General features: G+C 62.9%; 22 protein-coding genes. 13 read left to right on the top strand and 9 right to left on the bottom strand.

Annotation, left to right across the window (positions count from 1 at the left end; all coding sequences use genetic code 11):
* Window positions 1-28: 28 nt before the first annotated feature.
* Window positions 29-832 carry a class I SAM-dependent methyltransferase gene (locus tag ACSQ3E_RS20405; protein ID WP_310321242.1) on the bottom strand — a complete coding sequence of 268 codons (804 nt, stop codon included), beginning with the start codon at window positions 830-832 and terminating at the stop codon, window positions 29-31.
* A 192-nt stretch (window positions 833-1,024) separates the two neighbouring features.
* Between ACSQ3E_RS20405 and ACSQ3E_RS20400 the strand changes: the two genes are divergently transcribed.
* On the top strand, window positions 1,025-2,494 hold the full coding sequence (locus ACSQ3E_RS20400; protein ID WP_436124080.1) for a serine hydrolase: 1,470 nt from the start codon (window positions 1,025-1,027) through the stop codon (window positions 2,492-2,494).
* A gap of 142 nt (window positions 2,495-2,636) precedes the next feature.
* Window positions 2,637-3,167, top strand: a complete 531-nt coding sequence (locus ACSQ3E_RS20395; protein WP_436124079.1) for a dihydrofolate reductase family protein — start codon at window positions 2,637-2,639, stop codon at window positions 3,165-3,167.
* A gap of 39 nt (window positions 3,168-3,206) precedes the next feature.
* Here the strand turns inward: ACSQ3E_RS20395 and ACSQ3E_RS20390 are convergent, their stop codons facing one another.
* Complete coding sequence (locus ACSQ3E_RS20390; protein ID WP_436124078.1) at window positions 3,207-3,677, bottom strand: nucleoside deaminase; 471 nt, start codon at window positions 3,675-3,677, stop codon at window positions 3,207-3,209.
* A gap of 270 nt (window positions 3,678-3,947) precedes the next feature.
* On the opposite strand from ACSQ3E_RS20390, the gene ACSQ3E_RS20385 reads away from it, so the two are divergent.
* The gene (locus ACSQ3E_RS20385; protein WP_436124077.1) at window positions 3,948-5,417 is read left to right on the top strand and encodes a serine hydrolase; all 1,470 of its coding nucleotides are present in this window, start codon (window positions 3,948-3,950) and stop codon (window positions 5,415-5,417) included.
* 107 nt (window positions 5,418-5,524) lie between these two features.
* Here ACSQ3E_RS20385 and ACSQ3E_RS20380 read toward each other — a convergent pair whose 3' ends face one another.
* The 4 genes from ACSQ3E_RS20380 to ACSQ3E_RS20365 form a co-directional block, all read right to left on the bottom strand.
* The gene (locus tag ACSQ3E_RS20380; protein WP_310321230.1) at window positions 5,525-6,226 is read right to left on the bottom strand and encodes a DUF1013 domain-containing protein; all 702 of its coding nucleotides are present in this window, start codon (window positions 6,224-6,226) and stop codon (window positions 5,525-5,527) included.
* A gap of 224 nt (window positions 6,227-6,450) precedes the next feature.
* Complete coding sequence (locus tag ACSQ3E_RS20375; protein WP_436124076.1) at window positions 6,451-6,939, bottom strand: GlcG/HbpS family heme-binding protein; 489 nt, start codon at window positions 6,937-6,939, stop codon at window positions 6,451-6,453.
* A gap of 180 nt (window positions 6,940-7,119) precedes the next feature.
* Window positions 7,120-7,713 (bottom strand): response regulator transcription factor, encoded by a 594-nt coding sequence (locus ACSQ3E_RS20370; protein WP_436124075.1) that lies wholly within the window; start codon window positions 7,711-7,713, stop codon window positions 7,120-7,122.
* A gap of 51 nt (window positions 7,714-7,764) precedes the next feature.
* Entirely contained in the window at window positions 7,765-9,576 is a 1,812-nt protein-coding gene (locus ACSQ3E_RS20365; protein ID WP_436124074.1) for a sensor histidine kinase, read from the bottom strand.
* A gap of 163 nt (window positions 9,577-9,739) precedes the next feature.
* Between ACSQ3E_RS20365 and ACSQ3E_RS20360 the strand changes: the two genes are divergently transcribed.
* Window positions 9,740-12,799, top strand: coding sequence for an NB-ARC domain-containing protein (locus ACSQ3E_RS20360; RefSeq protein WP_436124073.1), 3,060 nt, complete (start codon window positions 9,740-9,742; stop codon window positions 12,797-12,799).
* Between the two features lie 638 nt (window positions 12,800-13,437).
* Window positions 13,438-13,731, top strand: a complete 294-nt coding sequence (locus ACSQ3E_RS20355) for a hypothetical protein (protein WP_436124072.1) — start codon at window positions 13,438-13,440, stop codon at window positions 13,729-13,731.
* Window positions 13,732-13,867: 136 nt separating this feature from the next.
* Here ACSQ3E_RS20355 and ACSQ3E_RS20350 read toward each other — a convergent pair whose 3' ends face one another.
* Window positions 13,868-14,878: an NAD(P)H-quinone oxidoreductase gene (locus ACSQ3E_RS20350; protein WP_436124071.1), complete on the bottom strand. Its 1,011-nt coding sequence runs from the start codon at window positions 14,876-14,878 to the stop codon at window positions 13,868-13,870.
* Between the two features lie 114 nt (window positions 14,879-14,992).
* On the opposite strand from ACSQ3E_RS20350, the gene ACSQ3E_RS20345 reads away from it, so the two are divergent.
* The 3 genes from ACSQ3E_RS20345 (at window position 14,993) to ACSQ3E_RS20335 (ending at window position 16,877) form a co-directional block, all read left to right on the top strand.
* Complete coding sequence (locus ACSQ3E_RS20345) at window positions 14,993-15,187, top strand: DUF1192 domain-containing protein (protein ID WP_436124070.1); 195 nt, start codon at window positions 14,993-14,995, stop codon at window positions 15,185-15,187.
* Window positions 15,188-15,266: 79 nt separating this feature from the next.
* Window positions 15,267-16,508 (top strand): MFS transporter, encoded by a 1,242-nt coding sequence (locus ACSQ3E_RS20340; protein ID WP_436124069.1) that lies wholly within the window; start codon window positions 15,267-15,269, stop codon window positions 16,506-16,508.
* A gap of 105 nt (window positions 16,509-16,613) precedes the next feature.
* A complete protein-coding gene (locus tag ACSQ3E_RS20335) occupies window positions 16,614-16,877 on the top strand; it encodes an ArsR/SmtB family transcription factor (RefSeq protein WP_067957002.1) in 264 nt (87 codons plus the stop codon).
* A gap of 294 nt (window positions 16,878-17,171) precedes the next feature.
* Here ACSQ3E_RS20335 and ACSQ3E_RS20330 read toward each other — a convergent pair whose 3' ends face one another.
* Entirely contained in the window at window positions 17,172-17,351 is a 180-nt protein-coding gene (locus ACSQ3E_RS20330) for a YdcH family protein (protein ID WP_067956999.1), read from the bottom strand.
* Window positions 17,352-17,589: 238 nt separating this feature from the next.
* Here ACSQ3E_RS20330 and ACSQ3E_RS20325 point away from each other — a divergent pair, with 238 nt between their 5' ends.
* From ACSQ3E_RS20325 to ACSQ3E_RS20305, 5 genes are all read left to right on the top strand, one after another.
* The gene (locus tag ACSQ3E_RS20325; RefSeq protein WP_067956996.1) at window positions 17,590-17,793 is read left to right on the top strand and encodes a YdcH family protein; all 204 of its coding nucleotides are present in this window, start codon (window positions 17,590-17,592) and stop codon (window positions 17,791-17,793) included.
* A 117-nt stretch (window positions 17,794-17,910) separates the two neighbouring features.
* Window positions 17,911-18,375: a 5-(carboxyamino)imidazole ribonucleotide mutase gene (gene purE / locus ACSQ3E_RS20320; protein WP_436124153.1), complete on the top strand. Its 465-nt coding sequence runs from the start codon at window positions 17,911-17,913 to the stop codon at window positions 18,373-18,375.
* A complete protein-coding gene (locus ACSQ3E_RS20315; RefSeq protein ID WP_436124068.1) occupies window positions 18,372-19,454 on the top strand; it encodes a 5-(carboxyamino)imidazole ribonucleotide synthase in 1,083 nt (360 codons plus the stop codon). Before purE ends, ACSQ3E_RS20315 begins: the two co-directional genes overlap by 4 nt.
* 145 nt (window positions 19,455-19,599) lie before the next feature.
* Window positions 19,600-19,917, top strand: a complete 318-nt coding sequence (locus tag ACSQ3E_RS20310) for an antibiotic biosynthesis monooxygenase family protein (RefSeq protein ID WP_310321203.1) — start codon at window positions 19,600-19,602, stop codon at window positions 19,915-19,917.
* Between the two features lie 443 nt (window positions 19,918-20,360).
* Entirely contained in the window at window positions 20,361-23,258 is a 2,898-nt protein-coding gene (locus ACSQ3E_RS20305; protein ID WP_436124067.1) for an autotransporter outer membrane beta-barrel domain-containing protein, read from the top strand.
* 33 nt (window positions 23,259-23,291) lie between these two features.
* Here the strand turns inward: ACSQ3E_RS20305 and ACSQ3E_RS20300 are convergent, their stop codons facing one another.
* Window positions 23,292-23,654 carry a hypothetical protein gene (locus tag ACSQ3E_RS20300; RefSeq protein WP_436124066.1) on the bottom strand — a complete coding sequence of 121 codons (363 nt, stop codon included), beginning with the start codon at window positions 23,652-23,654 and terminating at the stop codon, window positions 23,292-23,294.
* Window positions 23,655-23,663 lie beyond the last annotated feature (9 nt).

The following is a 23,663-nucleotide window of genomic DNA, read 5'->3' as shown; positions in this document are numbered from 1 at the left end:
CAGGGCCAGCGCCGGACAGTTCCGCCGCTCAGCCTTGCCTGCTCGCCCTGACCATCCAGGCGCGCGCCAACAGTTCGATCGGCCCCGTTGATCCCAGCTTCTGGGCCAGGCGCGCCTTGAGCTTTGCCCGCTGATACTCGTTCAGGCTCATGCAATAGCCAGGCGCCGGCCCGGCACCCAGCGTGAACGGTTGCCAGAACGCCTCGAAATCCGCGAACCGGGTTTCAATCTCCATCGGCGCGATGGCGATGTCGCGCAGGCCGGCCTCCTGGCACAGCGCCAGCAGCCCTTCCCTGGTGCAGAACGGGAACCGCTTGCCTTCGCCCAGCTCCGCCGCGGCCGGATCGATGGTGATGGCTGCCTGCCAGAACTGGCGGATGAAGCCGATGCCGCCGCCCGGATAGTCCCAGACATAAAACGACACCAGGCCTCCCGGTTTCAGAACCCGCTGCATTTCGGCAAGGGCCGCCGGCCTGTCAGGAACGAAGTTGAGCACCAGGCCGGAGGTGACGACGTCGATGCTTGCCGGCTCGGCCGGCAGCTTCAGCGCATCCGCCACCTCGAACCGCACGCGTCCGTCACCGATTGCTTTGCGGGCGTGCGCGACAAAATCGGCGGACGGGTCGATAGACAGTATCGAGCGCGGTGCCGCACCCGCCAGCACGGCTGACGTCAATGCGCCGGTGCCGCAGCCGATCTCCAGCCATGCGGCCTGCTCGGGCGGCGAGAGCCAGGCGACGAATTTCGTCGCCACCAACCGGCTCCACCGGCCCATATAATGCTCGTAGCTGTTGCCAGCACTCCAGGCGTCGAATGCGGCGGACCCGCTCATCTCGCACCTCGGGATACTTCGACTTCGCTGAACCCCATGATCATGCGCCTGCCGGAGTTAACCGGCAAGCCGGAAGACGGCCGCTTGCAGCCCCCGAGGCCGGGTGCGCCCCGCGCAATGCTCTTGCAATCTCAAGCTGCCAGATGAGCGGGGCTCCCAAGCGACAACGCCTGTTCGAGAGACAGCAACACGATGAATTCCAATAGAAAACCAACCGCCCTTTCAGGCGCCCTGACTGCCGCCGCGGCGATCTGCACGGTGGCTGCTTTCTCCGGCGGCCTGCTCTATCTTGACCAGTTGATCGAGAGACCTTTCACGGTGACGACAGCATCCGCCAGCAACACTTCCAATCCTTTCCCGGTCGACAAGGAGATCGGCAAGATCCTCGCCGAGCGTGTCGACCTCAGGGCCGAAAGCGTCGGCATCGTTGTCGGCACGATCGGGCCGCATGGCCGCAGTATCGTTGCCCACGGCAAGTTCGCCGCCAACAACCCGCGCCCGGTCGACGGCAACACGGTCTACGAGATCGGTTCGATCACCAAGGTCTTCACCGGCCTGCTGCTCGCCGACATGGTGGCCAGCGGCGAGGTCGGGCTCGACGACCCGCTGGCCAAATACATGCCCGAAGGCGTCACCGTGCCCGAGCGCGCCGGCAAGGCGATCACGCTCGTCGACCTGGCCACGCATCGCGCCAGCCTGCCGAGCCTGCCTGACGACCTGCAGCCACCGGACACGCTCAACCCCTATGCCGCATACACCACCGAACAGCTCTATCGCTTCCTGTCGCGTTACCAGCTGCCGCGCGACATCGGTGCCGATTTCGAATATTCCAACACCGGTTTCGGCCTGCTCGGCCACGCGCTCGCGCGCCGTGCCGGCGTCGACTACGAGGCGCTGGTGAGCCAGCGCATCACCAACCCGCTTGGTATGTCGAGCACGGCGATCACGCTTTCGCCCGAACTCGCCGGGCGCTTTGCCTCCGGCCACAACAGCGACCTGCAGCCCGTCCCCAACTGGGATCTTCCGGCCTTCGCCGGCGCCGGCGCGCTGCGCTCATCGGCCAACGATCTGCTCAACCTGCTGGCCATGGCGCTGAGCACTGAAACGTCGCCGCTCACCGACGCCATCGCCGCGGCGAGCGTCAAGCGTAAGCCGGTCAATTACGACACGCAGATCGGACTCGCCTGGATGGTCACCGAAACCTCTTCAGGCGACATCGTCTGGCACAACGGCGGCACCGGCGGCTTCACCACCTTCATTGGTTTCCATCCTGCATCCAGGACAGGTGTCGTCGTGCTCTCCAACTCCGATACCGGCGTTAATGACATCGGCATGCATCTGCTCAACCGCGACATCCCGCTGACTGAGCCGAAGCCGAAGCCGGTCGAGGCGGTTATCGATCCCAAGCTGCTCGACGGTTATGTTGGCCGCTATCAGCTGGCGCCGAACATGGTCTTTGAGATCACCCGCGACGACGACAAGCTGTTTGCCCAGCTGACCGATCAGCCCCGGCTCCGGCTGTTTCCCGAAGGCGGACACCGCTTCTTCTACAAAGATGTCGAGGCGGCAATCACCTTCGTGCAATCGGACAAAGGCCCTTCGCCAAGCCTGACCTTGCATCAGTTCGGCAACGATATTTCCGCGCCGCGCGTCACCGACTGACCTGCGGAGCCGACATGCGTGCAAAAGGCCCCGTCAATGCGGGGCCTTTTCGCTTTGAGGCGGCGCGCTATTCATACAACCTCGCTTCTCCATAATGTCGCCTCACGCTATTCTGGATACCCTGCGGTGGAGATCTTGCGGCATGGCGAAGCTCGTCTTTGGAATGAACCTGTCCCTGGATGGCTACGTCGACTACCAGGAGTTTGCGCCTGACCCCGTGCTCTTTCGTCACTGGACAGAGCATGTGCGCGAATTGACCGGCAGTGTGTACGGTCGCCGCATGTACGAGATCATGCGCTACTGGGACGAAGACCATCCCGAGTGGAAGGCGGAGCAGCGCGAGTTTGCGGCGGCGTGGCGGCGCCGACCGAAGTGGGTCGTGTCGCGCACGTTGAAGTCAGTCGGCCCCAACGCCACGCTTGTCGAGGATGACCTCGAAGCGGCGATACGCGACCTGAAGGCGCGGCTCGTTGGAGAGATCACCGTTTCCGGACCAGAGCTGGCGCAGAGCCTGACTGACCTCGGCCTCATCGATGAGTATCGGCTCTACCTCCACCCCGTCGTGCTTGGTGGCGGCAAGCCATTCTTCGCCGGCCCCCGGCCACCGCTCCGCCTTGTTGTCACCGATCGCATTGGCGAGGACGTGATCAGGTTGACCTACGTTCCTGCTTGATCGCACGCCTCTTCCGTCAACCGCGCTTGATGGGTTCTGTCACCAGAAATCCTTGTGGTCGTTGACGATCTCGTCTTCGAGCTCGGGAAATGGTCCACGAACCGCGACATGGCGCCGTCCGGCAGCGAACACCTGGTGGCAGCTCAGGTCGAGCGTCAGGTTCTCCGGGTTGTCTCCGGTGAGCTCGGCCAACCGCTTTTCGCTCAGCCCATAGACCACGGTGCCGATGCCAGCCCAGTAACAGGCCCCGGCGCACATGCAACACGGCTCGACCGAGGTCACCAGCGTGCATCGTTCGAGAAAGGCCGGCTCGTATTGCTGCGCGGCCGCGCGGGCCACGTTCGCCTCTGCATGGCCAACCCCGCGATCCCGCGCATAGGTGTTGCCGGATGAAAGCAGCACGTCGCCCTCCGGACCGACAAGGACCGCGCCGAAGGGATGATTGCCGCTGGCCCGGCTCTCGCCGGCGATCTTCACGGCAAGACGTAGATGCTCGGTATCGTTCCTCATGGTCGCCTCCAGGGGATGCCCATTCACAACTGCAAGGGTAAGGCTCGCGCCCGGATTCATCTTCCCGGAGCGCTTGGGCGCTGTCCAGCGGTTCAACGCGTTTGTCGCAGGGCGGCTGCGCCAATCATTGGTCCCGGCGAGACTGGAGACGCCGTCTCCTGCCAGCCGACGCCGATCGCGACAGCCGCAATGCTCTCGCAATCTGTCGGGACCAGACAGTGCTGTTTGATTTGCAAGCGCGCCGAACACGCGCCCAGAGACAGCATCGCGATGAAACGCTTCAAGATACCCTCCGCACTTTCAGGCGCGCTGACCGCATCCGCCGTGATTTTCACCGTGGCAGCCGTCACCGGTGGCCTGCTCTATCTCGACCGCAAGCAAGACAGGCCGATCGTCGTGACGGCGGCCGCCGGCGCCTCGCCGGACCAGCTCGCCACGACGGCCGAAATCCACCGTATCCTCGCCGACCGGATCGACGTCCAAAGGCAGAGCGTCGGCATCGTTGTCGGCACCATCGGGCCGGACGGGCGCAGCATCATTGCCCATGGCAGCTTCGGCGGCCTCGACCCGCGGCCGGTCGACGGCGACACCGTTTTCGAGATCGGCTCGGTCACCAAGGTCTTCACCGGACTTTTGCTTGCCGACATGGCGGCGCGCGGCGAAGTCGCCCTGACCGACCCGGTGGCCAAATATTTGCCGATGAACGTCGCCGTACCCGAACGCGGCGGCAAGGCGATCACGTTGGCCGACCTCGCAACCAATACGTCCGGCCTGCCGCGCATGCCCGACAATTTCGAGCCGAGCGACGAGACCAACCCTTATGCCGACTACTCGGTCGACGAGATGTATGCCTTCGTGTCCGGCTACGAGCTGCCGCGCGACATCGGCGCCGAATATGAGTACTCGAACCTCGGCACGGCCCTGTTGGGCCAGGCCCTCGCCCAACGCGCCGGCAAGAGTTTCGAGGCTCTCGTCCACGACCGCATCAGCGGTCCGCTGGCTATGCGCAGCACCGCCATCGACCTACCGCCACGTCTCAGCAAACGCCTGGCCACCGGCCACAACGAGGTGCTGGAGATCGCTCCCAACTGGGACCTGCCCGCCTTCGCCGGCGCAGGCGCCTTGCGCTCGAGCGCCAACGACCTGCTCGACCTGTTGCAGGTGACGGTCAACACCAACAAGACGCCACTGACCACCGCCCTTGCCGTCACGCTGGCTACACGGCGGGCGATCGGCGAACAGGAGACCTCGGCTGCACTTGGCTGGGTCGTCACCAAAAGCGGCAATGGCGAGATCGCCTGGCATGATGGTGGCACCGGCGGCTACAGCGCCTTCATCGGCTTCCACCCCGCCTCGCGCACCGGTGTCGTCGTCCTGTCCAACGCCAACACCGGCGTCAGCGACATCGGCCTGCATCTGCTCAATCGCGAGATCCCGCTGACAAGGGTCAAGCCGCGACACAGCGAGGTTTCAGCCGATCCCAGCCTGCTCGGCAATTATGTCGGCCGCTACCAGTTGGCGCCCGACGTCGTCCTCACCGTGATCCAGGAGGACGATGCCCTCTACGCCCAGTTCAGCGGCCAGCCAAAGCTGCGGCTATTCGCCGAAGGCGAGCACCGCTTCTTCTACAAGGAGGTCGAGGCGGCCATCACCTTCGCCGCCCCGGCATCGAACCGGTCGCCCGGCCTGACGCTGCACCGCTTCGGCCGCGACATGCCCGCGTCTCGGCTGTCGGACTGATCCCCCAACCTGGCGGACCGGGTTTCTGCCCGCAAAAACTTCAGAAAGCCCGCAAACGAAAAAGGCCCCGCAGAACGGGGCCTTTTTTGTCGATGCGAGGAAAACCCTCAGAACTTGTCGTCTTCGTCCTCGTCGGGCGTCTTCGAACGCAGGGCCGAGAGCTTGGCGAACACGGCGTTGGCGTCGAGTTCCTTGTCCTCGTCCTTGGGTGCGGCCTGTTCCGGCGTCAGGCGCTCGGTCAGCGAGGCCGGCAGCAGGGTGTCGCCGGTCGGAGCCGGGGCTTCGCGGCCGCGCGAGGCGCGCTGCACTTCGATGTCGAGGTCGATCTGCGAGCACAGGCCGAGCGCGACCGGATCGAGCGGCGACAGCGTCGCCATGTTCCAGTGCTTGCGCTCGCGGATCTGCTCGATCGTCGCCTTGGTCGTGCCGACGAGGCGCGAGATCTGCGCGTCCTTGAGCTCGGGATGGTTCTTGACCAGCCAGTAGATGGCGTTCGGGCGATCCTGGCGCTTCGACAGCGGCGTGTAGCGCGGACCCTTGCGCTTGGCCTCGGGCACGCGGACCTTGGGGTCCGACAGCTTCAGGCGGTGGTTGATGTCGCCCTCGCCCTTGGCGATCTCGGCGCGCGTCAGCTGGCCGGTCATGATCGGGTCCATGCCCTTGATGCCCTGGGCCGATTCGCCATCGGCGATTGCCTTGACCTCGAGCGGGTGCAGCGAGCAGAACTGCGCGATCTGGTCGAACGAAAGCGCGGTGTTGTCGACCAGCCAGACGGCGGTCGCCTTGGGCATAAGCAGCGTATTGGCCATGCGATATATCCTCTTCGCTCGCCCGCGTCCCTCACGCGGGCGGTGGTCAGACCACCAGAAAATGGGAAATTCGGCCCGTATATAGACGCATTCGCCCGCCACCGCAACGATTTTGGAACCGCCGGCAAACGAGCCCGATCGCCCGCGCCGGCGCACGAAAAAGCCCCGCCATCCGGTACCGGAAAGCGGGGCTTCGTTTGTGCCGGCACTGTTACCGGACAGGCTTACTTCAGCTTGTCGGCAGCCTTTTCGATGGCTGCAACGGCGCAAGCTTCGTCGAAGTTGCCGCCAGGTGCGCCGCCGACGCCGATGGCGCCGATGACGGCATCGCCAGCCTTGATCGGCAAGCCGCCGGCCAGCACCAGGAAGCCGTCAATGTCGACGAGACCGGCAGCGCCGGGGTTCTTGGCGACGTTCTCGGCCATCTTCGAGGTCGGGGTGCGCGACGAGGCCGAGGTGAAGGCCTTGTCCTGGGCAGCCGAAACGGTGTGCGTGCCGGCATTGTCGGCGCGGACCAGGGCGCGCAGCACGCCGGCGCGGTCAACCACGGCGGCGGTGACGTTGTACTTGTCGGCGGCGCAGGCGGCGACCGCGTTCTGGGCGATCTCGACGGCGAGGCTCGACGAGATGTTCTTCTCGGTCAGCACCTGTGCGGAAGCAGCGCCCGAAATGGCGACGGTGGCAGCGGCGGCGAGGAAAATGCTCTTGATCATGACTGGGTTCCTGTCCTGATGTTGCTCGGGAGAAAGCGTCTTGCTTGTCCGAGGCCAGAACTACGCCGAACCGCCGCCGCGCTGAATCCGCGATGCCACCACCTGCCCTAGGTAGGATTACCTACTGCTGCGACCGCCAGGGCATGACCCCAAAAAGTGGCGGCCGGTTTTTGGACAAGGTCATGCCCCACTAAGAAGAGCCAGCCGGACCTGCTCAGCCACCGAACTGGTGCCCAGCTTCTCCGCGATCTTCGCCCGGTGCGCGTCGATGGTGCGGGCCGAGACCTCGAGGGCCGCGGCAATCTCCTTGCTCGCCCAACCCCGCGCCACCATGTCGAGCACCTCGCGCTCGCGCTCGGTCAGCTTGGCCAGCAACGCGCGTGCCTCGCGCTTTTCCAGCCGGGCGTCGAGGCTCGAAAAGCCCTGCTGCAACGCCTCGACAAGCACCTCGCCATCGACAGGCTTGGTCAGAAAATCCTGGATGCCGGCCTTGAAGGCGCGCCTGCAGGCGGCGACGTCGCCATGGCCGGTGATCATGACAGTCGGCCAGTCGATGCCGCGCTCGGCCAGCCTCTGGTAAAGCTGCAGGCCCGAAACCTCGGGCATGCGCAAATCGACCACCAGCACGCCCGGCTTCGCTTCATCGACATGCGCCAGAAACGTCTGGGGCTCGCCGAAGGTCTCGACCGAAATCCCATAGGTGCCGAGCAGGAACGCCAGCGCCTCGCGCACCGCCTCGTCGTCGTCGATCAGATAGACCTGGTACCTGCTCATGCCTTCACTCCCCGCAGCGCAGCGGACACCACGCCCCGGCACCTGTTCAACCTAGCCATCGTGCCGTCCGGACATCGCCCCGGCGTTTCGCATCGACGCACGCGGCAGCGTAATCACGAACCGCGCCCCGCCAGCGGCAGCGTTGCCAGCCTCGATCCGCCCGTCGACCCGCTCCACCAGCGTCTGGCACAGCGACAGCCCCAGCCCCATGCCGTCCGCCTTGGTGGTGAAGAACGGCACGAACAGCTTCGGCAGCACGTCGGCCGGTATCCCCGGCCCGTTATCCGCCACCTCGATCTTTACTTCCGGGCCCACAACCTTCGTCGCAATCGAAATCCGCGCCCCAGAAATCCCCGCCGCTTCCAGCGCATCGGCCGCGTTGCGGATCAGATTGTGCAGCACCTGCTCCATCTCGATCGGGTCGACCACCGCCTCCGGCGCCTCGGCCGCCAGATCGAGCTCCAGCTTGACGCCGCGCCGTTCGAGATCGGCTGCCGTCAGCGCCACGATCTCGCTGACGATCCCGTTGAGTGCGCTTGGCTTCGGCTCCGGCGCCTTGTTGGAGGCATAGTCGCGCATCCGCTTCAGCATCTCGCCGGCGCGCTTGGCCTCGCGCACATTGACGTCAAGCGCCTGCGTGATCATCCCGAGATCGGGTTTTTCCGCACCCGCAAGCCTGAGTGCTGCCTGGCTGCGGCTCAGCACCGCCGTCAGCGGCTGCGTCAGCTCATGCGCGATGCCGGACGCCAGCTCGCCCATGGCATTGACGCGCGAGGCATGCGCCAGCAGCGTTTCCCGCTCCTGCAACAGCGCCCGCGCCTCCGCCGCCCGCGCCACCTGTTGCGACTGCTGCGCCGCCGCCCGCTGCCTCAATGCAAACATCAGCGCAAACGACGCCAGCCCGGCCAGGACAGCAAACCCAAGCAGCGACCGCAGCGGCAAAAGCGCGTCGAGCGGCAAGGCCCGGTCGAGCGACAGCAAGATCCGCTGCCCCTCGCCGTCAATCACCTTCTCGAAATGCGGTGGCTTAACGAACGAAGCGCCCGTGCCCAAAACATCGTCCCCGGGCAGGTCGAGCAGTGTCTGCCCGTCGAGCACAAGCCTCAGATGCGCCCAGGCCGGCCGCTCCTCCGGCTCCAGCAGCAGGGCCGCGTCGATGCCGAACACCAAAGCCGCATCGGAAGGTGCCTGCGCCCGCTTGGCCAGCAGATACCGCCCGTTTTTCCCACTGGCATGCACGCCGATCTTGCCGCGCAATTGCTCGCCGATCGCCCCGCGCAGCGGCCCGAGATTCTCGCCCCCGCCCTCCGGCACCTCGACCAGCATCCTGACCCCGCCGGCCCCAGCCACCGCCGCGCCACTTGCCGCACCGCCATTTGCGCCAGCCGTCATGCCCACCACGCCAGCCTCCGCCGCCAAACCAGTGTCAGCCGCTCCTGCGCCCGCCGCTCCCGCGCCTGCGCCTGCCTCCGCCCCGGTGGCAGCTCCCGCCTCCGCCGGCCCGGTTGCTGGCCCCGCACCGCCGCCCGCCTCGCCGAGCGAAACCAGCGCGATCCAGGCGATGCGCGGATAAAACCTGACAATGCTCTCCATCACCTGTCGCACGGCACCCAGGGGCGCCGGCTCGGCCCCGCTGGTCAGCGCGATCAGGCTGGTCATATGCGCATCATGCTGCGCCGCCCGCTGCGAAATCAGCCGGTGCAACGTCCGCCCCGTCACCTCCAGCTCACCCGCCAGCCGTGCCTTGGACGTCTCCACCGAATAAAGCGCGAACACCAAGAGCGCGGCGAGCCAGAGCGCAATGCCGAAGAGCCAGTACTTCGATAGAATTCTTGTCACGCGAGGCCGGACGGAAGCTGCCAACGGGATGGAGGAATAAGATAGATACGTTTCGTACGGAAAAATAGCTGACTGGGCAACTTCCAGTCTGGACTTACGGCTTCAATGAGAATCGCAGATAACCATTGCAACACACTGTGACTCCCCATTTCATTAGCCATGGATGCCGGGGAGCAGGAGGCATGGATTGCTGCAATTCGAAGATAACCTCTTCTTCAACGAAGACGCCCTATTCGAGCGTCTTACTAACGGAGCAAACGCATCGGGCAGGCAAGTTGTTTTTGTTGTGGGCGCGCCACTGACAGCGCCACACGGCGACGAGCAGCGTGGAGTCGCGGATGTCTCGCAAGTGGCCGATTTGATACGGGGCCATTTTCTTGGAGATCAGCGGCAATTAACCGAATTCGACCGCCAAGTCCGCGAAGCAGATAATCGATATCAGGCCGCATTCCGTTTCCTACAGGGCAGGCGCGGCCAAGATATTGCAAATCAAGTCATTAGGCAGGCTGTGCTGCGCGCATACAAGGGCTCCAACACAACCACTGATGTCACGTCGCTGGCGTCTATGTCCGAAGATGACCTTCATAAGCTGGACGAGAACTTAGATTCTTGGGTCTTGAGCCCGGGTGCTCAAGCACTTGGTGAAATCTTGTCATTTCAAGGGGCACCGTTCGGGCGACTAGTAGTCACCTCAAACTTTGATCCTTTGATTGGCGTGGCCATCAAGAAGGCGGGCGGCGAAGCTTGGCGAACGGCAATTCACAGTGATGGTGACTTTAGTCAAAGCCACGCGACCGGTTGCCAGATCGTTCATATTCACGGGTATTGGTATGGCACAGATACTCTGCACACCGGAAATCAGCTCATCCAGAAGCGACCGTTTTTGAGAAATTCCCTACTGACTTATCTGAGAGATAAAACTGTAGTTGTGATGGCCTATGGAGGGTGGGAGGATATTTTTACCGCCTCTATTGCAAATATTGTTGAGAACTCTTCAACGTTTCCAGAAATTTTGTGGGCGTTCCACAGCGCAGCGCCGGTTGTTGCTCCCCACCTTCGCACAATACTAGAGCCCGGAGTGAACCGGAATAGAGTGACATTCTATAGCAGCATTGATTGCCACACATTCCTTCCGAGGCTGGTCGACTTTTGGAGAGCAGGGACATCGACTAAAACTGCACAGCCCACCACACTGGAATCAAAGCCGATCTCCAAACCGCGATTTACGCTGAAGGGCCTAGAATGCGACCGCCCTCCAAGTGTTGAAGCCTGGGTAGGACGCGAGCCCGAACTACGCGCGCTCGAAACGACAAGTGCCAAAGTAATATCTATCTGCGGGATAGGCGGACAGGGAAAGTCAACCCTCGCTGCTAAATACCTGCTTTCCGTAACTGACGGAGATACCGACTTCCAGCAATGGGATTGGCGAGACTGCAAAGAAGAAGGTGACCGGATACGCACCCAAATAATTGCAGCAATAGAGCGCATGCTTCTTGAAAAATCTATAGAGACATCCCTCGACGCCGTAAATGACTCTGATCTCGTCGATATTTTTATTGCAACATCATTTTCTAGAAATATTGTATTCGTCTTTGACAATGTTGACCACTATATCGACCTTGAGAAGTCCGTATTTATCGGCATTCTCGACACCTTAGTGAGACGATTTAACAGCTCAGAATCTAAGAGTCGCATTATCATAACGTGTAGACCGCACGTGAACTACGATCTGGCCAGTGCGATAACACTGTCCATCAAAGGATTATCTTTAGAGGAGGCATTCGAGCTCTTCGAGCAACGCACCGGCTCCAACCAGACTCCGAAGCCTGACATTGAAGCCGCTCACGATATGACTGCCGGACATGCGTTCTGGCTTGATCTTCTGGCAGTACAGGTTGCTCGCGTGCCTGGAGTAACGTTACGAAACCTTATTGAAGACGTCCGCCGAGGCCGTGGTGGAGCACCAGATGTTTTGTCTTCTATTTGGAAAACACTAGCCGAAAGAGAGCGAGTGGTCTTGCGGGTGATGGCCGAAGCCAAACGCCCCGAGACCGAGGAAATGATAGAAAAGTTCATTTCCGCTGAGCTAAATTACAAGAACTTCAAAAGGGCGATGAAGGCCCTCATTGCGCTCAACCTAATTGTTGTAAAGCCGGAAAAAAATGCCGCTGATCTTTACGATCTACATCCCCTTGTAAGGCAATTTGTAAAAAAAGAATTTGAACGTCCGGAACGAGTTGGATTTATAAAAACAGTTATAAATCAGTATGTTATAATTATTCGCGGCATCGAATCTATGCTAGGCGTCTATCTTCCGCTGCCACTACTGGAGCGTTGGTCTCAAAAAGCGGAGCTTGAAATCGAAGCAGGTCTACATGCGGACGCCTTCGAAACACTAGACTCGGCGATAGACGCTTTGGTTGGCGGCGGTCATTCAGAGGAATACGTGAGAGTGGCACGAAAACTGCTCGAAGCAATTGATTGGACCGTCGCCCCATCTACCATAAAAAACTTTGATAATGTGCTCTCTGCCCTTGTCATGTGCTTGGATCAACTTGAAGAAAATACAGACGCCGACGAAATAATTTCAAGATACGAGCAGACAATGACCTCGAAAACCGCTCGTTATATTAAATATTGCGATGTTCGCGCATACTCCTTTTGGCAAAGGCGTGAATTTACTGAGGCGATAGAATGGGCAGAACGTGGACAGGACCTCAAGAAGCGGTCGGATGTGGACACTATCTATGACTGCTCACATACCTTGGCCCTAGCGCGACGAGATGGCGGGGACCCGGAGAAGGCCTTGGAGTACTTCATCAAATCGTACGAACTCAAGGACCTAATCGATCCCAAAAGCAACGTTGCCGATGCCGAACCTACCACTCTTGGAAATGTTGGTAGATGCCTTCAACTTTTAGGCCGCCTAGAAGAGGCGTTAGTTTGTTACAGAAAGTCTGCAAAAATACTCGAAAACGACGATAGTCGGCATCGACTTTCGAATCAAACCTATGCTCGACAGTGGATAGCTGATGCTCTTTACGCGCTGAATAGCACGAAAATGTCCTACTGTTTCTACGAGGCGGCAGAAGAAATAGCCGGCAGCTTTGCTCCCGGGCGGCAGAGGACGATCTCGCAGGAGAAGGAGGCTCGCATTCCAAAGGGGACGTTACCGACGATTTCGCGCGCCGAGGCAAAACGACTTGTGGAAGCTTGGGTAAATGGACGATCGCCCCTGGTAGTCTAAGGGAACAAGCGATTTGAAAGAAAGCTGCTGGATCTCAGCGCCGTGCGACGTGACCTCCCGGCAGACACCAGCCACGCCCGACGAAGCGGAGCAGGTGCGCAGCGACGCCAGCTTGCACGACGCATGAGGCAGACCGTTTGAAGTGGGTAGCCGTTGAAGAGTTTTCCACGGCTCTAGCGCCATGGTGTTCCATCTGACTTCGGCAACGGCTTGAATTAGCTATGTTTCGCTCGCCGCCTGCACCTGGCAAACGTGGATAGGAAAATTTTCTTTTCCACGCCCCTTCGCGCCTGACGGATAATCCCCGCATCGCCCTCAGGGAACCCGGGTCATGAACCGGATGCCTGGGGAGGGCGACGGCGTCCGGGCTGGCAGGGGATACGGTGCCCCTGCTGGGTGATGAGCCCCCAAGTCCGGGCCTTGCGGCGGCTGACGGCGAAAGCCGAGGCGACTGAGCGGGGCAAGAGCGCTGGCGGACGCATGGCTGCGCGTCACGCACTAGCATCACAGAGACGCAAGGCCATGCGTCCGGTTCCCAATCCCGGCTTCATCCGCGCGGGACACTTCCGCACGCCCAAATTTCCCCCAATCACCCTGCCCGCGCCGGAAAATACGCGCGGCCAGCCGGAGACATCGTCATGTCGAGGAAACGCAAGCAAGAGATCGAAATCATCGACCCGCCGCTGCCGGGCTACGGCCACCTGCCCTATGCCATGCACAACGCGCTCGTGCTCGCCGTCAGCATCGCCGCCACCATGGAGGGCGCGCACAACAAGTGCCAGCGCCGCGAATGCCGCAATTTTGGCCGCTGCCGCGCCTCCCCCACCTCCGGCCGCGCCGGCTTCTGCCCGGTCCCGCTCGGACGCGACGCCGACCGCCGCATCGAAGGCATGTTCCTGTTTGCCCTGCAGTTGGCCAATGGCTGGCGGTGACGGGGCCCAGCTCGACGCGTGGCGAACGCGCCTCAGTAGCCCTCATGGTGAGCCTGTCGAACCACGAGGGCGCCAGGCGACTAGGCTGCACCAAAACCCCATGGTTCGACAGGCTCACCATGAGGTTTTGGCCCCCTCACCCGACATCCAGCACGATCTTGCCGATGTGCTCGCCCTCTTCCATGCGCTCATGCGCCCGCCAGGCTTCCTTGAGCGGGAAGATCATGTCCATGACGGGCGCGACGCGGCGGACAGCCAGCAGCGGCCACACCTGCGCCTCGAGTGCTGCGGCGATTCCCGCCTTGAACTCGGTGGTGCGCGGCCTGAGCGTCGAGCCGGTATGGGTCAGCCGCTTGACCATCATCTTCGAGAAATCGGCACTCGCCACCGCCCCGCCCTGGGTCGCGATCTGGACGATGCGGCCGTCGACCGCCGCGGCATTGTAGTTGCGGCCGACATAGTCGCCGCCGACCATGTCGAGGATGACATTGGCGCCCTTGCCGTCGGTGGCGTCCTTCACCGCCGCAACGAAGTCCTCGTTCCGGTAATTGATCGCGCGGTCGGCCCCGAGCTTGAGGCAGGCAGCACACTTGTCCTCCGAGCCGGCGGTGGCGATCACATAGGCGCCGAAGGCCGAGGCGAGCTGGATCGCGGTCGTGCCGATGCCCGACGAGCCGCCATGGATCAGCAGCGTCTCGCCCGCCTTGAGCGCGCCGCGCTCGAACACATTGTGCCAGACGGTGAAGAAGGTTTCGGGCACGGCGGCCGCTTCCGTGAAGGTGAAACCCTTGGGCACCGGCAGCGCGTTGGTCTCGTGCACCTTGGCGTATTCGGCATAACCGCCGCCCGGCGTCAGCGCGCAGACGGCGTCGCCGATGCGCCAGCGCGCGGCACCTTCGCCGAGTGCCGCGACCTCGCCCGACACTTCGAGCCCGGGCAGGTCGGAGGCGCCGGGCGGCGCGGGATACGCGCCCTTGCGCTGCTGCACGTCGGGCCGATTGACGCCTGCCGCATGCACCCGGATCAGGATCTCGCCCTGGCCCAGTTCCGGCAGGTCGCGCTTCTCCGCCTTGAGCACGCGCGGCCCACCCGGTTGCGAAATCGCCACCGCGAGCATCTTGGCTGGAAGCTTGGCAACATTGGCCATGTCTTTTTACTCTCCGCTGGTCCGGTGCGCCCCGGACTTTACATGTGGTTGACCGCACTATGTATTCTGATTGGCAAATCAGGCAAACGCCTGCCTACGATGGAGGAGAGCGAGATGGCGCTGTTCGACGACGAGCCGGTCAAGAAGAAACCCGTCCACGAGATCGGCCAGGATCTGTCGCTGCTTTCGGTCGGCGAGCTCAACGAGCGCATCTCGGCCCTGCGCGCCGAGATCGGCCGGCTCGAGGCGGAGCTTTCCGTCAAGGGCTCGACCAAATCGGCTGCCGAGGCGCTGTTCAAGCGCGGCTGAAACGCGCGCCGCCACCGATATGCCCCAAACGGGTTATCATCAGGTGCCAGTGCCTAATTGATTCGTGGTGGGACACCAGATGCTCGCAACCTACCGGCCGATCCTGTCGTTGCTCCGCGGCACCGCCTTCCTGCTCGCAGCGTCCGGCCTGCACGGCCTGCTGCTGCCGCTGCGTGGCCAGGAAGAAGGCTTTTCCACCACGGCACTCGGCCTCATGGGCACGGCCTGGGCCGGCGGTTTTGTCGCCGGCTGCTATTTTGCCCCGCGCGTCGTTCGCCGCGCCGGCCATGTCCGCGCTTTCGGCACCTTTGCCGCGTCAGCCGCGATCATCGCGCTGCTCACCGGCCTGATCGTCAACGAATATGTCTGGATCCTGCTGCGCGCCTTCACCGGCTTCGCCATGGCCGGCGCCTTCATGGTCATCGAGAGCTGGCTCAACGAGCGCGCCACCAACGAAAACCGCGGCACCGTCTTCGGCCTCTACATGATGGTCACCTACGCCTCTATCATGGCCGGCCAGATGATTGTCGCCGGCGGCGACGTCACCAGCGCCTCGCTGTTCATGGTGACGGGCATCTTGTTCTGCCTGTCGCTGATCCCGACTGCCGTTTCAAGCGCCGCCCACCCCAAGCCGCTGCAGGACGTCTCGCTCGATATCAAGGGCCTCTACGCCAACTCGCCGGTCGCCTCGGTCGCCTGCTTCCTCATCGGCGTCGCCAATGGCGACTGGGGCACGCTCGGCGCCGTCTATGGCGCGCGCGTCGGCATTTCGACGCCCGAGATCGCGCTGATGATGAGCCTCGTGGTCGTCGCCGGTGCAGCGCTGCAGATCCCGATCGGCAAGGTCTCCGACCGTACCGACCGCCGCTATGTGCTGATCGGCGCCTCGCTCGCTTCGGCAATCGCCGCCGTGCTGATCTTCCTGGTGGCCCCGCGCTCCGGCGTCTTCGTCATCGCCATGACCGCCTGCTACGGCGCTTTTGCCTACACGCTCTATTCGCTTGCCGTGGCGCATGCCAACGACCACGCCAAGCCTGAGGATTTCGTCAAGGTGTCGGGCGGGCTCCTCCTGCTCTACGGCTTCGGAACCATGGTCGGGCCGCTGCTTGGCGCCGGCCTCATGGACTACATGCGGCCGGAAGCGCTGTTCCTCGCAACCGCCGCCGCGCATTTCACGCTCGCCGGCTACACCGCACTGCGCATCAAGCGTCGTGCGCCGGTTCCGATCGAGGATCGCGAAGCCTTCAAGACCCAGCCGGCCGACCGCAGCGCGACGCCAGAGTCGCTGCGCCTCGACCCCAGGCACGAGGACGCGGCCTGACAGGCAGCGCGGCGCCGCGGCTTCCCGTCACTGCCTTTGCCAATCCCGCAATCGCAATTGCGACCGGTAGTTGAGATTTCGCTGATGTTGCGGCACAAATGGGCCATGACAACTGACGCGCCCTTCCTCGCCATATCGGATGCCAACCGGCGCCATCTGCTGGAAGAGCTGCGGCGCGGCCCCAAGACCGTCAGCGAACTTGCCGCCGGCTTGCCGGTTTCACGCCCGGCGGTGTCGCAGCATCTCAAGGTGCTGCTCGATGCCGGCCTTGTCAGCGCCCGCGCCGAAGGCACGCGCCGGGTCTATGCGGTCAGCGTCGCCGGCTTCCGCAAGCTCAACATCTGGCTGGACCAGTTCTGGGACGCCTGAAGTCTTTTTCGCGTGCCGCCTCGGGCACAATCATGCCCTGGATGCGCCAGACAGATGCCCGACGCGGCGACTGCAGGGCAATCACAAGGCTGATCACGGCAATAGCCTGACGCCAGCACCATTTCGGCAGATCAACTGCTGACGTGCACGAGCATCCCGCTCGGACACGTTCTTCAGATCATGCGCTGATTTGGCTGATAAACATCACCCTGTCCCGGCGGCGATGTTGCTTCGCCGCCGGCTGTCGGGCCCTTGCCGAAAATCAGGGCCTTGTTTGGAGACCTCGTGACTAGCCTAATGCTGCGTCGGGTCACCTTTCAGCTTTTCAATCTCGTCCTTGAGAGCCAGCTTGCGACGCTTCAGCGCTACGATTTGCAGGTCGTCCATGGATGGATGATTCATTGCTTCGCCGAGCTGGCGCTCGACGTCACCATGTTTGCGCTGAAGTTCTTCAAGATGGGAAGCAAGAGACATGATTGGTTCTCCCTTTCATGGTTTCCTCGATGCTCCGGGCACAGCCCTGCCCACCGCAGACAGTGCTCTGTGACGGAACCATGACAGTCTGCCATCCCCCGTCGGCGATGTCGAATAAAGCGTGGTAGCATTTCCTGACAGCGCGAAATGTGATAAGGGCTTCGCGCCGGTGACAAGGAGTCGCCGACCCCGCCTTAGGAGCGCCCCGGGTGCGCCAGTGAGTTTGCAGACGGTAGACATGTCGGAACAGGAACAAGCCGAGATTCGTCTCGAGTTTGCACGCTTGAAGCAGGACCATGCGGATTTCGATGCCGCAATCAACGCGATGATCGCGATGGGCTGCGATACGTTGCAGATCCAGCGGATGAAGAAGAAGAAGCTGGTCCTGAAGGACAAGATCAGCCAGATCGAAGACCGCATCATCCCCGACATCATCGCCTGAGAAACCGCCATTTTTGGCCGGCCTTTGGTTGCGATGGCAGCGCATTTCGGTTAAGCGCAGGCTTATCAAGCAGGGGTGCCGCGCGTGAGCAAAGACAGGGTCGACGTCGCCATCATCATGGGGAGCCAGTCTGACTGGGCGACCATGCGCCATGCCGCCGAATTGCTCGAAGTGCTCGGCATCGCCTTCGAGGCGCGCATCGTCTCGGCCCACCGCACCCCCGACCGTCTTTACGAATTCGCCAAGGGCGCCAAGGCAGCCGGCTTCCGCGTCATCATCGCCGGCGCTGGTGGCGCTGCCCACCTTCCCGGCATGACGGCGGCAATGACTTCCTTGCCGGTGTTTGGCGTGCCGGTCGAATCGAAGGCCTTGTCGGGCCAGGATTCGTTGCTCTCCATCGTCCAGATGCCGGCCGGCATCCCTGTCGGCACGCTTGCCATCGGCAAGGCTGGTGCCGCCAACGCAGCACTGCTTGCAGCCGCCGTGCTTGCCCTCTCCGACGACGCGCTTGCCAGCCGGCTCGACGACTGGCGCGCCGCCCAGACTGCAAGGGTCGCCGAACAGCCGACGGACGACGCGTGAGCGCGCCGCTTCCCCTCGGCGCCACCATCGGCATCATCGGCGGCGGCCAGCTCGGCCGCATGCTGGCCATGGCGGCGGCTCGCCTCGGCTACCAGACGATCGTCCTGGAGCCACAGGCCGACTGCCCGGCAGCCCAGGTCGCCAACCGCCAGATCGTCGCTGCCTATGACGATCCCGCCGCCCTCGACGAGCTGGCGCGCGCCAGTGCCGTCGTCACCTTTGAATTCGAAAACGTGCCGGTCGTCGCCGCAGAACGGCTGGGTCGCACGATCGCGGTCTATCCGCCGGCACGGGCGCTCGAGGTTGCCCAGGACCGGCTGGTCGAAAAGACATTCCTCAACGGCATCGGGATATCCACAGCCGGCTTCCGGCCTGTGGACAACGATGCCGAGCTGGCGGAGGCGCTGAAGGCCTTCGACGGCAGCGGCGTGCTGAAGACCTGCCGCATGGGTTATGACGGCAAGGGCCAGATGGTCTTCCGCAACATGACGACTGGCGGCTTCGACGGCGCCTGCGCCTCGCTCGGCAACGTTCCGCTGGTGCTTGAGTCCTTCGTCGCCTTCGAGCGCGAAATCTCGATCATCGCCGCGCGCGGCACCGATGGCAGCATCGCCGTCTTCGACCCGGCCGAGAACGTGCATCGCAACGGCATCCTGGCGACCTCGACGGTGCCCGCCGCGATCGGCAGCGACACCGCAGAAGCCGCGCGCGAGGCGGCCCGCAAGATCCTCACAGCGCTCGACTATGTCGGCGTCATCGGCGTCGAGTTCTTCGTCCTCGCCGACGGCTCCCTGCTGGTCAACGAGATGGCGCCGCGGGTGCACAATTCCGGCCACTGGACCGAAACGGCCTGCGTGGTCTCTCAGTTCGAGCAGCACATCCGCGCCGTCGCCGGCCTGCCGCTCGGCGACGCCAACCGCCACTCCGACTGCGTCATGGAAAACCTCATCGGCGACGACATCGACAAGGTGCCGGCGCTGCTCGCCGAACCCGATGTCGCCGTCCACCTCTACGGCAAGGCCGAAGCCCGCCCCGGCCGCAAGATGGGCCATTTCACCAGGCTGTTGCCGCGCCGCTGACGGGCAGGCACTGACGGCTCCCATTTAGCGGCTTTGCTGCAAAACACCCAGACACCGGGATTTGAGGGTCTGCAATGGGCGGCTTCGCGGCGGTCCTGGGTGGCCGACGCCCGCACTCAGGTAGCCAGGCTGGTACAGTTCACCAATGAGCGAGCAAGCAAGCTACAACATCATTTGGGAGTTCACGGTAGCCGTAGAGCATCGCGCGGACTTCGAAGTAGCTTACGGTCCGTCCGGCTCATGGGCGCAGCTTTTTCGCAGGGGAGAAGGGTACATTGAAACTCAACTCCTTGCCGACGCGGAGCGGGTGAACGTCTACCTCACGATCGACCGTTGGGTCAGCCGAGAACATTTTGAGCGGTTCAAAGTCGCTTACGATGCGGAGTATCGAAAACTCGATGAGCAACTAGAGGGCGTAGCCGGAAGCGAGCGTCGAATCGGAGCGTATAGCGCCCTCATATAGACCGCGTGGCCAGTTTCGGGATCGCACGGCCAACCTTCGATAGCCGCCAGACAGGATGCGCGATCTTCCCCGATCCGTCGCCGTCCACTTCCAGGCAAGGCTATGGCACCCCGGGTCGCAAGATAAGCCATTTCGCACGGCTACTGCCGTGCCGCGAGCGGCCGACAGGCCCACTCAGCGGCTTGGCAGCAAACACCCCTAAACACTGCGATTTGGGCTCGGCAACGGGTGAGATGCGAAGTTTGACCGACAGTATCCATGTCGGCATCGCGCCGCAATCTTAAGTTGTCTAAAGACACAATTACTCGCGCAGAAGGTATGTCGCAAATCTTTCTTAATTATGACAACGCATGAGCATGACAGGTGTGCTTGTCTAAACTTTGGAATATCGGCAGTGTCCGCTGATTCTGCATCGCGGTAATTTTGCGTATTTTGAGGATTGCATGTCTGCTGAGGCGTCCGGGCGCGGCTACGCTAATCGTCTCCGTCCCTCAGGCAAGGCCAAGCTACTCGCGAGCGTCGGCGTGGCAGCGGTTCTCGTGGCTCTCTCCGGCGGCTCGGCGACGGCGCAGGTCAACTGGAGCGGAACCACCAGCACCGACTGGACCGTTGGGAGCAACTGGGTGGGGGGCGTGGCTCCAGCTGCTGGCAATGCCGTCAGCATCGGCAACACGACGACGCCAACCACGACGGTGCTCGGTGTTGGCGGCGCGGCGACCGGAACGACCGGAGTCATTGCCATCGCCGCGACTGCCAACTCGACAAGCAATCTGACCATTCAGAACGGCAGCACGTTGACCTCCATCGGCGCGACCGTGCGGATCGGGCAGGCCCTCAACAGCAATGGAACCGTGACTGTCACCGGACCCGGGTCACAATGGCTGGTCACCAGCGGGCAGCTTGTTGTCGGCTTCTCGGGGGTTGGCACGCTCAACATTGAAAATGGGGCGAAGGTATCGGCAACAGCAGTCTCCGGCACGAGGGTGGGCAGTGGCCTCGGGTCTGGCACGATCAATATCAGTGGCGGCTCCACGCTGGAGACCCGCACCCTGAACGGCACCGGAGTCGGGGCCTCGCAGGTCAATTTCGACAATGGCATCTTACGCGCTGCGGGCAGCGCCCCCGCTCTCTTCATCGTCGGGTTTTCCGGCACCGAGCTGAACATCCTCGCGGGCGGGCTGACGATCGACACAGGCGCGTTCGTCGTCGGTACCGACACAACATCCGCGCTTACGGGTGCCGGCGGACTTACCAAGATCGGTAGCGGCATTCTGATCCTGTCCGCCAACAACACTTATGCCGGCGAGACCTTGATCCAGGCCGGCACCCTTCGGCTACTCGGCGCAGGCGACATCAGCAATTCGAGCCGCGTCGTCGCGGACGGGACGTTCGATATTTCCAACCTTGCCGCCGGCGGCACCAGCATCAAGAGCCTCGCCGGCAGCGGTGGTGTTGCGCTTGGCGCAAAGACCCTGGCGATCACCAATACCAACGATCTGTTCTCCGGTGTCATCTCCGGCAGCGGCGGGCTGACGCTCACCGGCGGCAGGCAGACGCTGTCGGGCGCGAATGACTATAGCGGCGGCACGACGATCTCGGGCGGCACGCTCGCCATATCGAATGACGGTGCGCTGGGCGCTTTGGCCGGCGCGCTCACCTTCAACGGCGGCTCGCTACATGCTCTCGCGAGCTTTGCGAGCACGCGCGCCATGACCTTCACCGGCGACGGCATCTTCGATGTAAACCCCGGCGCGGTGCTGACGCTGAGCGGCGCCCTGACCGGCGCGGGCGGACTGGTGAAGCGCGGCGACGGCACGCTGATCCAGAACTCGATTGTCAGCTATTCCGGCCCCACCAAGATCGAGGACGGCATTTTCCAGGCCGGCGCGGCCGGTGTGTTCGGTGGCGACTATTCAACCTTGGCCGACAGTACGCTCGATCTCGGCGGCTTCGACCAGACCATTGCCAGCATCAACAATGCGGGCGCCCTGCGCTTGAGCGGCGCCAACACCACGCTCACTGTGACGGGCAACTATGTCGGGAGCGGCGGCACCGTCTATGTGAACACCGCACTCGGCGACGATAGCTCGGCCACCGAGCGACTCATAGTCAACGGCGGCACCTCGGGCACCTCGTCGCTCGTCGTCACCAATGTCGGCGGCACCGGCGCCCAGACGGTCGACGGCATCAAGGTCATCGAGGTCGGCGGCGCATCGAACGGCACGTTCTCGCTTGTTGGCGACTATGTGTTCGAGGGCGACCAGGCGGTGGTCGGCGGCGCCTACGCCTACCGGCTCTATAAGGGCACGGAGAGCGTGGCCGACGGCGACTGGTACCTGCGTTCTAAGCTCATCGACTCCGGCCCGCTCTATGCGCCCACCGTGCCGCTCTACGAAAACTACGCCAACGTGCTGCAGAGTTTCAACGAGCTCGGCACCTTGCAACAGCGAGTCGGCAGCCGGAAAACGCTCAATGGCGGGCAGCCCGCGAGTGCGGACAAAGGCGCGATCTGGGCCCGCATGAACGCATCACAGGCGAAATTCGAGCCTGATGTTTCCACCACCGGCGCCAGCTATGACGTGACCACCTGGAGGCTCCAGGCCGGCTTGGACGGCCTGCTGCACGAGAGCGAGGCCGGCGCCCTGGTGGCCGGGGTGAAGGGCCAGTTCGGAACGATAAGCTCGGACATCTCATCGAACTACGGCACCGGCTCGATCGACGCCCTGGGCTTCGGGGTCGGTGGTACGCTCACCTGGTACGGCGCGAGCGGCCTCTACATCGACGGGCAGGCGCAACTGACCAAATACGAGGCCGACATCGTTTCCGACACGATAGGAACGACGCTGGTCGACGGCAATGACGCCTACGGCTACGGGCTCAGCATCGAAGCCGGCAAGAAGATCGGGCTGGGCGCCAACTGGTCGCTGACGCCGCAGGCACAGCTGGCCTATTCGTCGGTGCGCTTCAGCGACTTCACCGACCGGTACGACGGCAAGGTGTCGCTCAGCGATGGCGGCGACACGCTGGTGGGCCGCCTCGGCCTGTCCGCCGACTATGAGACCGAATGGCAGGACGCGGCCGGCGAGACGAAGCGGACCCACCTCTACGGCGTCGCCAACCTCTATTACGACTTCCTCGACGGCTCCTCGGTCGATGTATCCGGAACCGTCTTCACGTCACGCAACCGCGGGCTTTGGGGCGGGGTTGGCATCGGCGGCTCGCTGAGCTGGGCGAACGAGCGCTACAGCGTCTTCGGCGAGGCTCTCGCCAGGGGCAGCATGGAGGATTTCGGCGACAACAATGCGCTTGGCGCGAAGGTCGGCCTCAATGTGAAGTGGTAGGGTCTCCACGACCTCGCCGGGGATCGACGCGTCTCACCTTTTCAGCGCGCCAAAGAAGCCGATGATGCGCGTTATGCGCTTGTGGTCGGCATCGACGAAGGCGATGTCCAGGCCCTCGGGCGGCGATGTGCCGTCCGGCATCACGAACTTCCACGCGAAGCGCGCGACGCCATGATGAATGTCCACGTCGCTGGTGCGCAGGATGCGGGCGCCGGGGTGCCTGGCCTGAATGCCTGCGATATGCGCGAGCAGCTCTTCGGCGCCTTCGGCATGGACTGTAGGGTCGGTGTAGGTTGCGCCGTCGCTCCACACCGACAGCAGCAAGGCCCGCCGCTGCTCGGCGCTCTCCGTGGACCAGGCGGCGCAATAGGTGTCGACGAGAAGCGTCAGAGACATTCTGTTTCC

This window comes from Aminobacter sp. LjRoot7 (genome assembly GCF_964252895.1).
Classification (GTDB): domain Bacteria; phylum Pseudomonadota; class Alphaproteobacteria; order Rhizobiales; family Rhizobiaceae; genus Aminobacter; species Aminobacter aminovorans_B.
Note: the sequence above shows the minus strand (reverse complement) of the source record. Positions and strands in the feature narration are given on the sequence as shown.

What these genes read in the sequence shown, in the direction of transcription:
- ACSQ3E_RS20405 (WP_310321242.1), bottom strand. Translation starts at nt 832, where the DNA reads ATGAGCGGGTCCGCCGCATTCGACGCCTGGAGTGCTGGCAACAGCTAC.
- ACSQ3E_RS20400 (WP_436124080.1), top strand. Translation starts at nt 1,025, where the DNA reads ATGAATTCCAATAGAAAACCAACCGCCCTTTCAGGCGCCCTGACTGCC.
- ACSQ3E_RS20395 (WP_436124079.1), top strand. Translation starts at nt 2,637, where the DNA reads ATGGCGAAGCTCGTCTTTGGAATGAACCTGTCCCTGGATGGCTACGTC.
- ACSQ3E_RS20390 (WP_436124078.1), bottom strand. Translation starts at nt 3,677, where the DNA reads ATGAGGAACGATACCGAGCATCTACGTCTTGCCGTGAAGATCGCCGGC.
- ACSQ3E_RS20385 (WP_436124077.1), top strand. Translation starts at nt 3,948, where the DNA reads ATGAAACGCTTCAAGATACCCTCCGCACTTTCAGGCGCGCTGACCGCA.
- ACSQ3E_RS20380 (WP_310321230.1), bottom strand. Translation starts at nt 6,226, where the DNA reads ATGGCCAATACGCTGCTTATGCCCAAGGCGACCGCCGTCTGGCTGGTC.
- ACSQ3E_RS20375 (WP_436124076.1), bottom strand. Translation starts at nt 6,939, where the DNA reads ATGATCAAGAGCATTTTCCTCGCCGCCGCTGCCACCGTCGCCATTTCG.
- ACSQ3E_RS20370 (WP_436124075.1), bottom strand. Translation starts at nt 7,713, where the DNA reads ATGAGCAGGTACCAGGTCTATCTGATCGACGACGACGAGGCGGTGCGC.
- ACSQ3E_RS20355 (WP_436124072.1), top strand. Translation starts at nt 13,438, where the DNA reads ATGTCGAGGAAACGCAAGCAAGAGATCGAAATCATCGACCCGCCGCTG.
- ACSQ3E_RS20350 (WP_436124071.1), bottom strand. Translation starts at nt 14,878, where the DNA reads ATGGCCAATGTTGCCAAGCTTCCAGCCAAGATGCTCGCGGTGGCGATT.
- ACSQ3E_RS20345 (WP_436124070.1), top strand. Translation starts at nt 14,993, where the DNA reads ATGGCGCTGTTCGACGACGAGCCGGTCAAGAAGAAACCCGTCCACGAG.
- ACSQ3E_RS20340 (WP_436124069.1), top strand. Translation starts at nt 15,267, where the DNA reads ATGCTCGCAACCTACCGGCCGATCCTGTCGTTGCTCCGCGGCACCGCC.
- ACSQ3E_RS20335 (WP_067957002.1), top strand. Translation starts at nt 16,614, where the DNA reads ATGACAACTGACGCGCCCTTCCTCGCCATATCGGATGCCAACCGGCGC.
- ACSQ3E_RS20330 (WP_067956999.1), bottom strand. Translation starts at nt 17,351, where the DNA reads ATGTCTCTTGCTTCCCATCTTGAAGAACTTCAGCGCAAACATGGTGAC.
- ACSQ3E_RS20325 (WP_067956996.1), top strand. Translation starts at nt 17,590, where the DNA reads ATGTCGGAACAGGAACAAGCCGAGATTCGTCTCGAGTTTGCACGCTTG.
- purE (WP_436124153.1), top strand. Translation starts at nt 17,911, where the DNA reads ATGGGGAGCCAGTCTGACTGGGCGACCATGCGCCATGCCGCCGAATTG.
- ACSQ3E_RS20310 (WP_310321203.1), top strand. Translation starts at nt 19,600, where the DNA reads ATGAGCGAGCAAGCAAGCTACAACATCATTTGGGAGTTCACGGTAGCC.
- ACSQ3E_RS20305 (WP_436124067.1), top strand. Translation starts at nt 20,361, where the DNA reads ATGTCTGCTGAGGCGTCCGGGCGCGGCTACGCTAATCGTCTCCGTCCC.
- ACSQ3E_RS20300 (WP_436124066.1), bottom strand. Translation starts at nt 23,654, where the DNA reads ATGTCTCTGACGCTTCTCGTCGACACCTATTGCGCCGCCTGGTCCACG.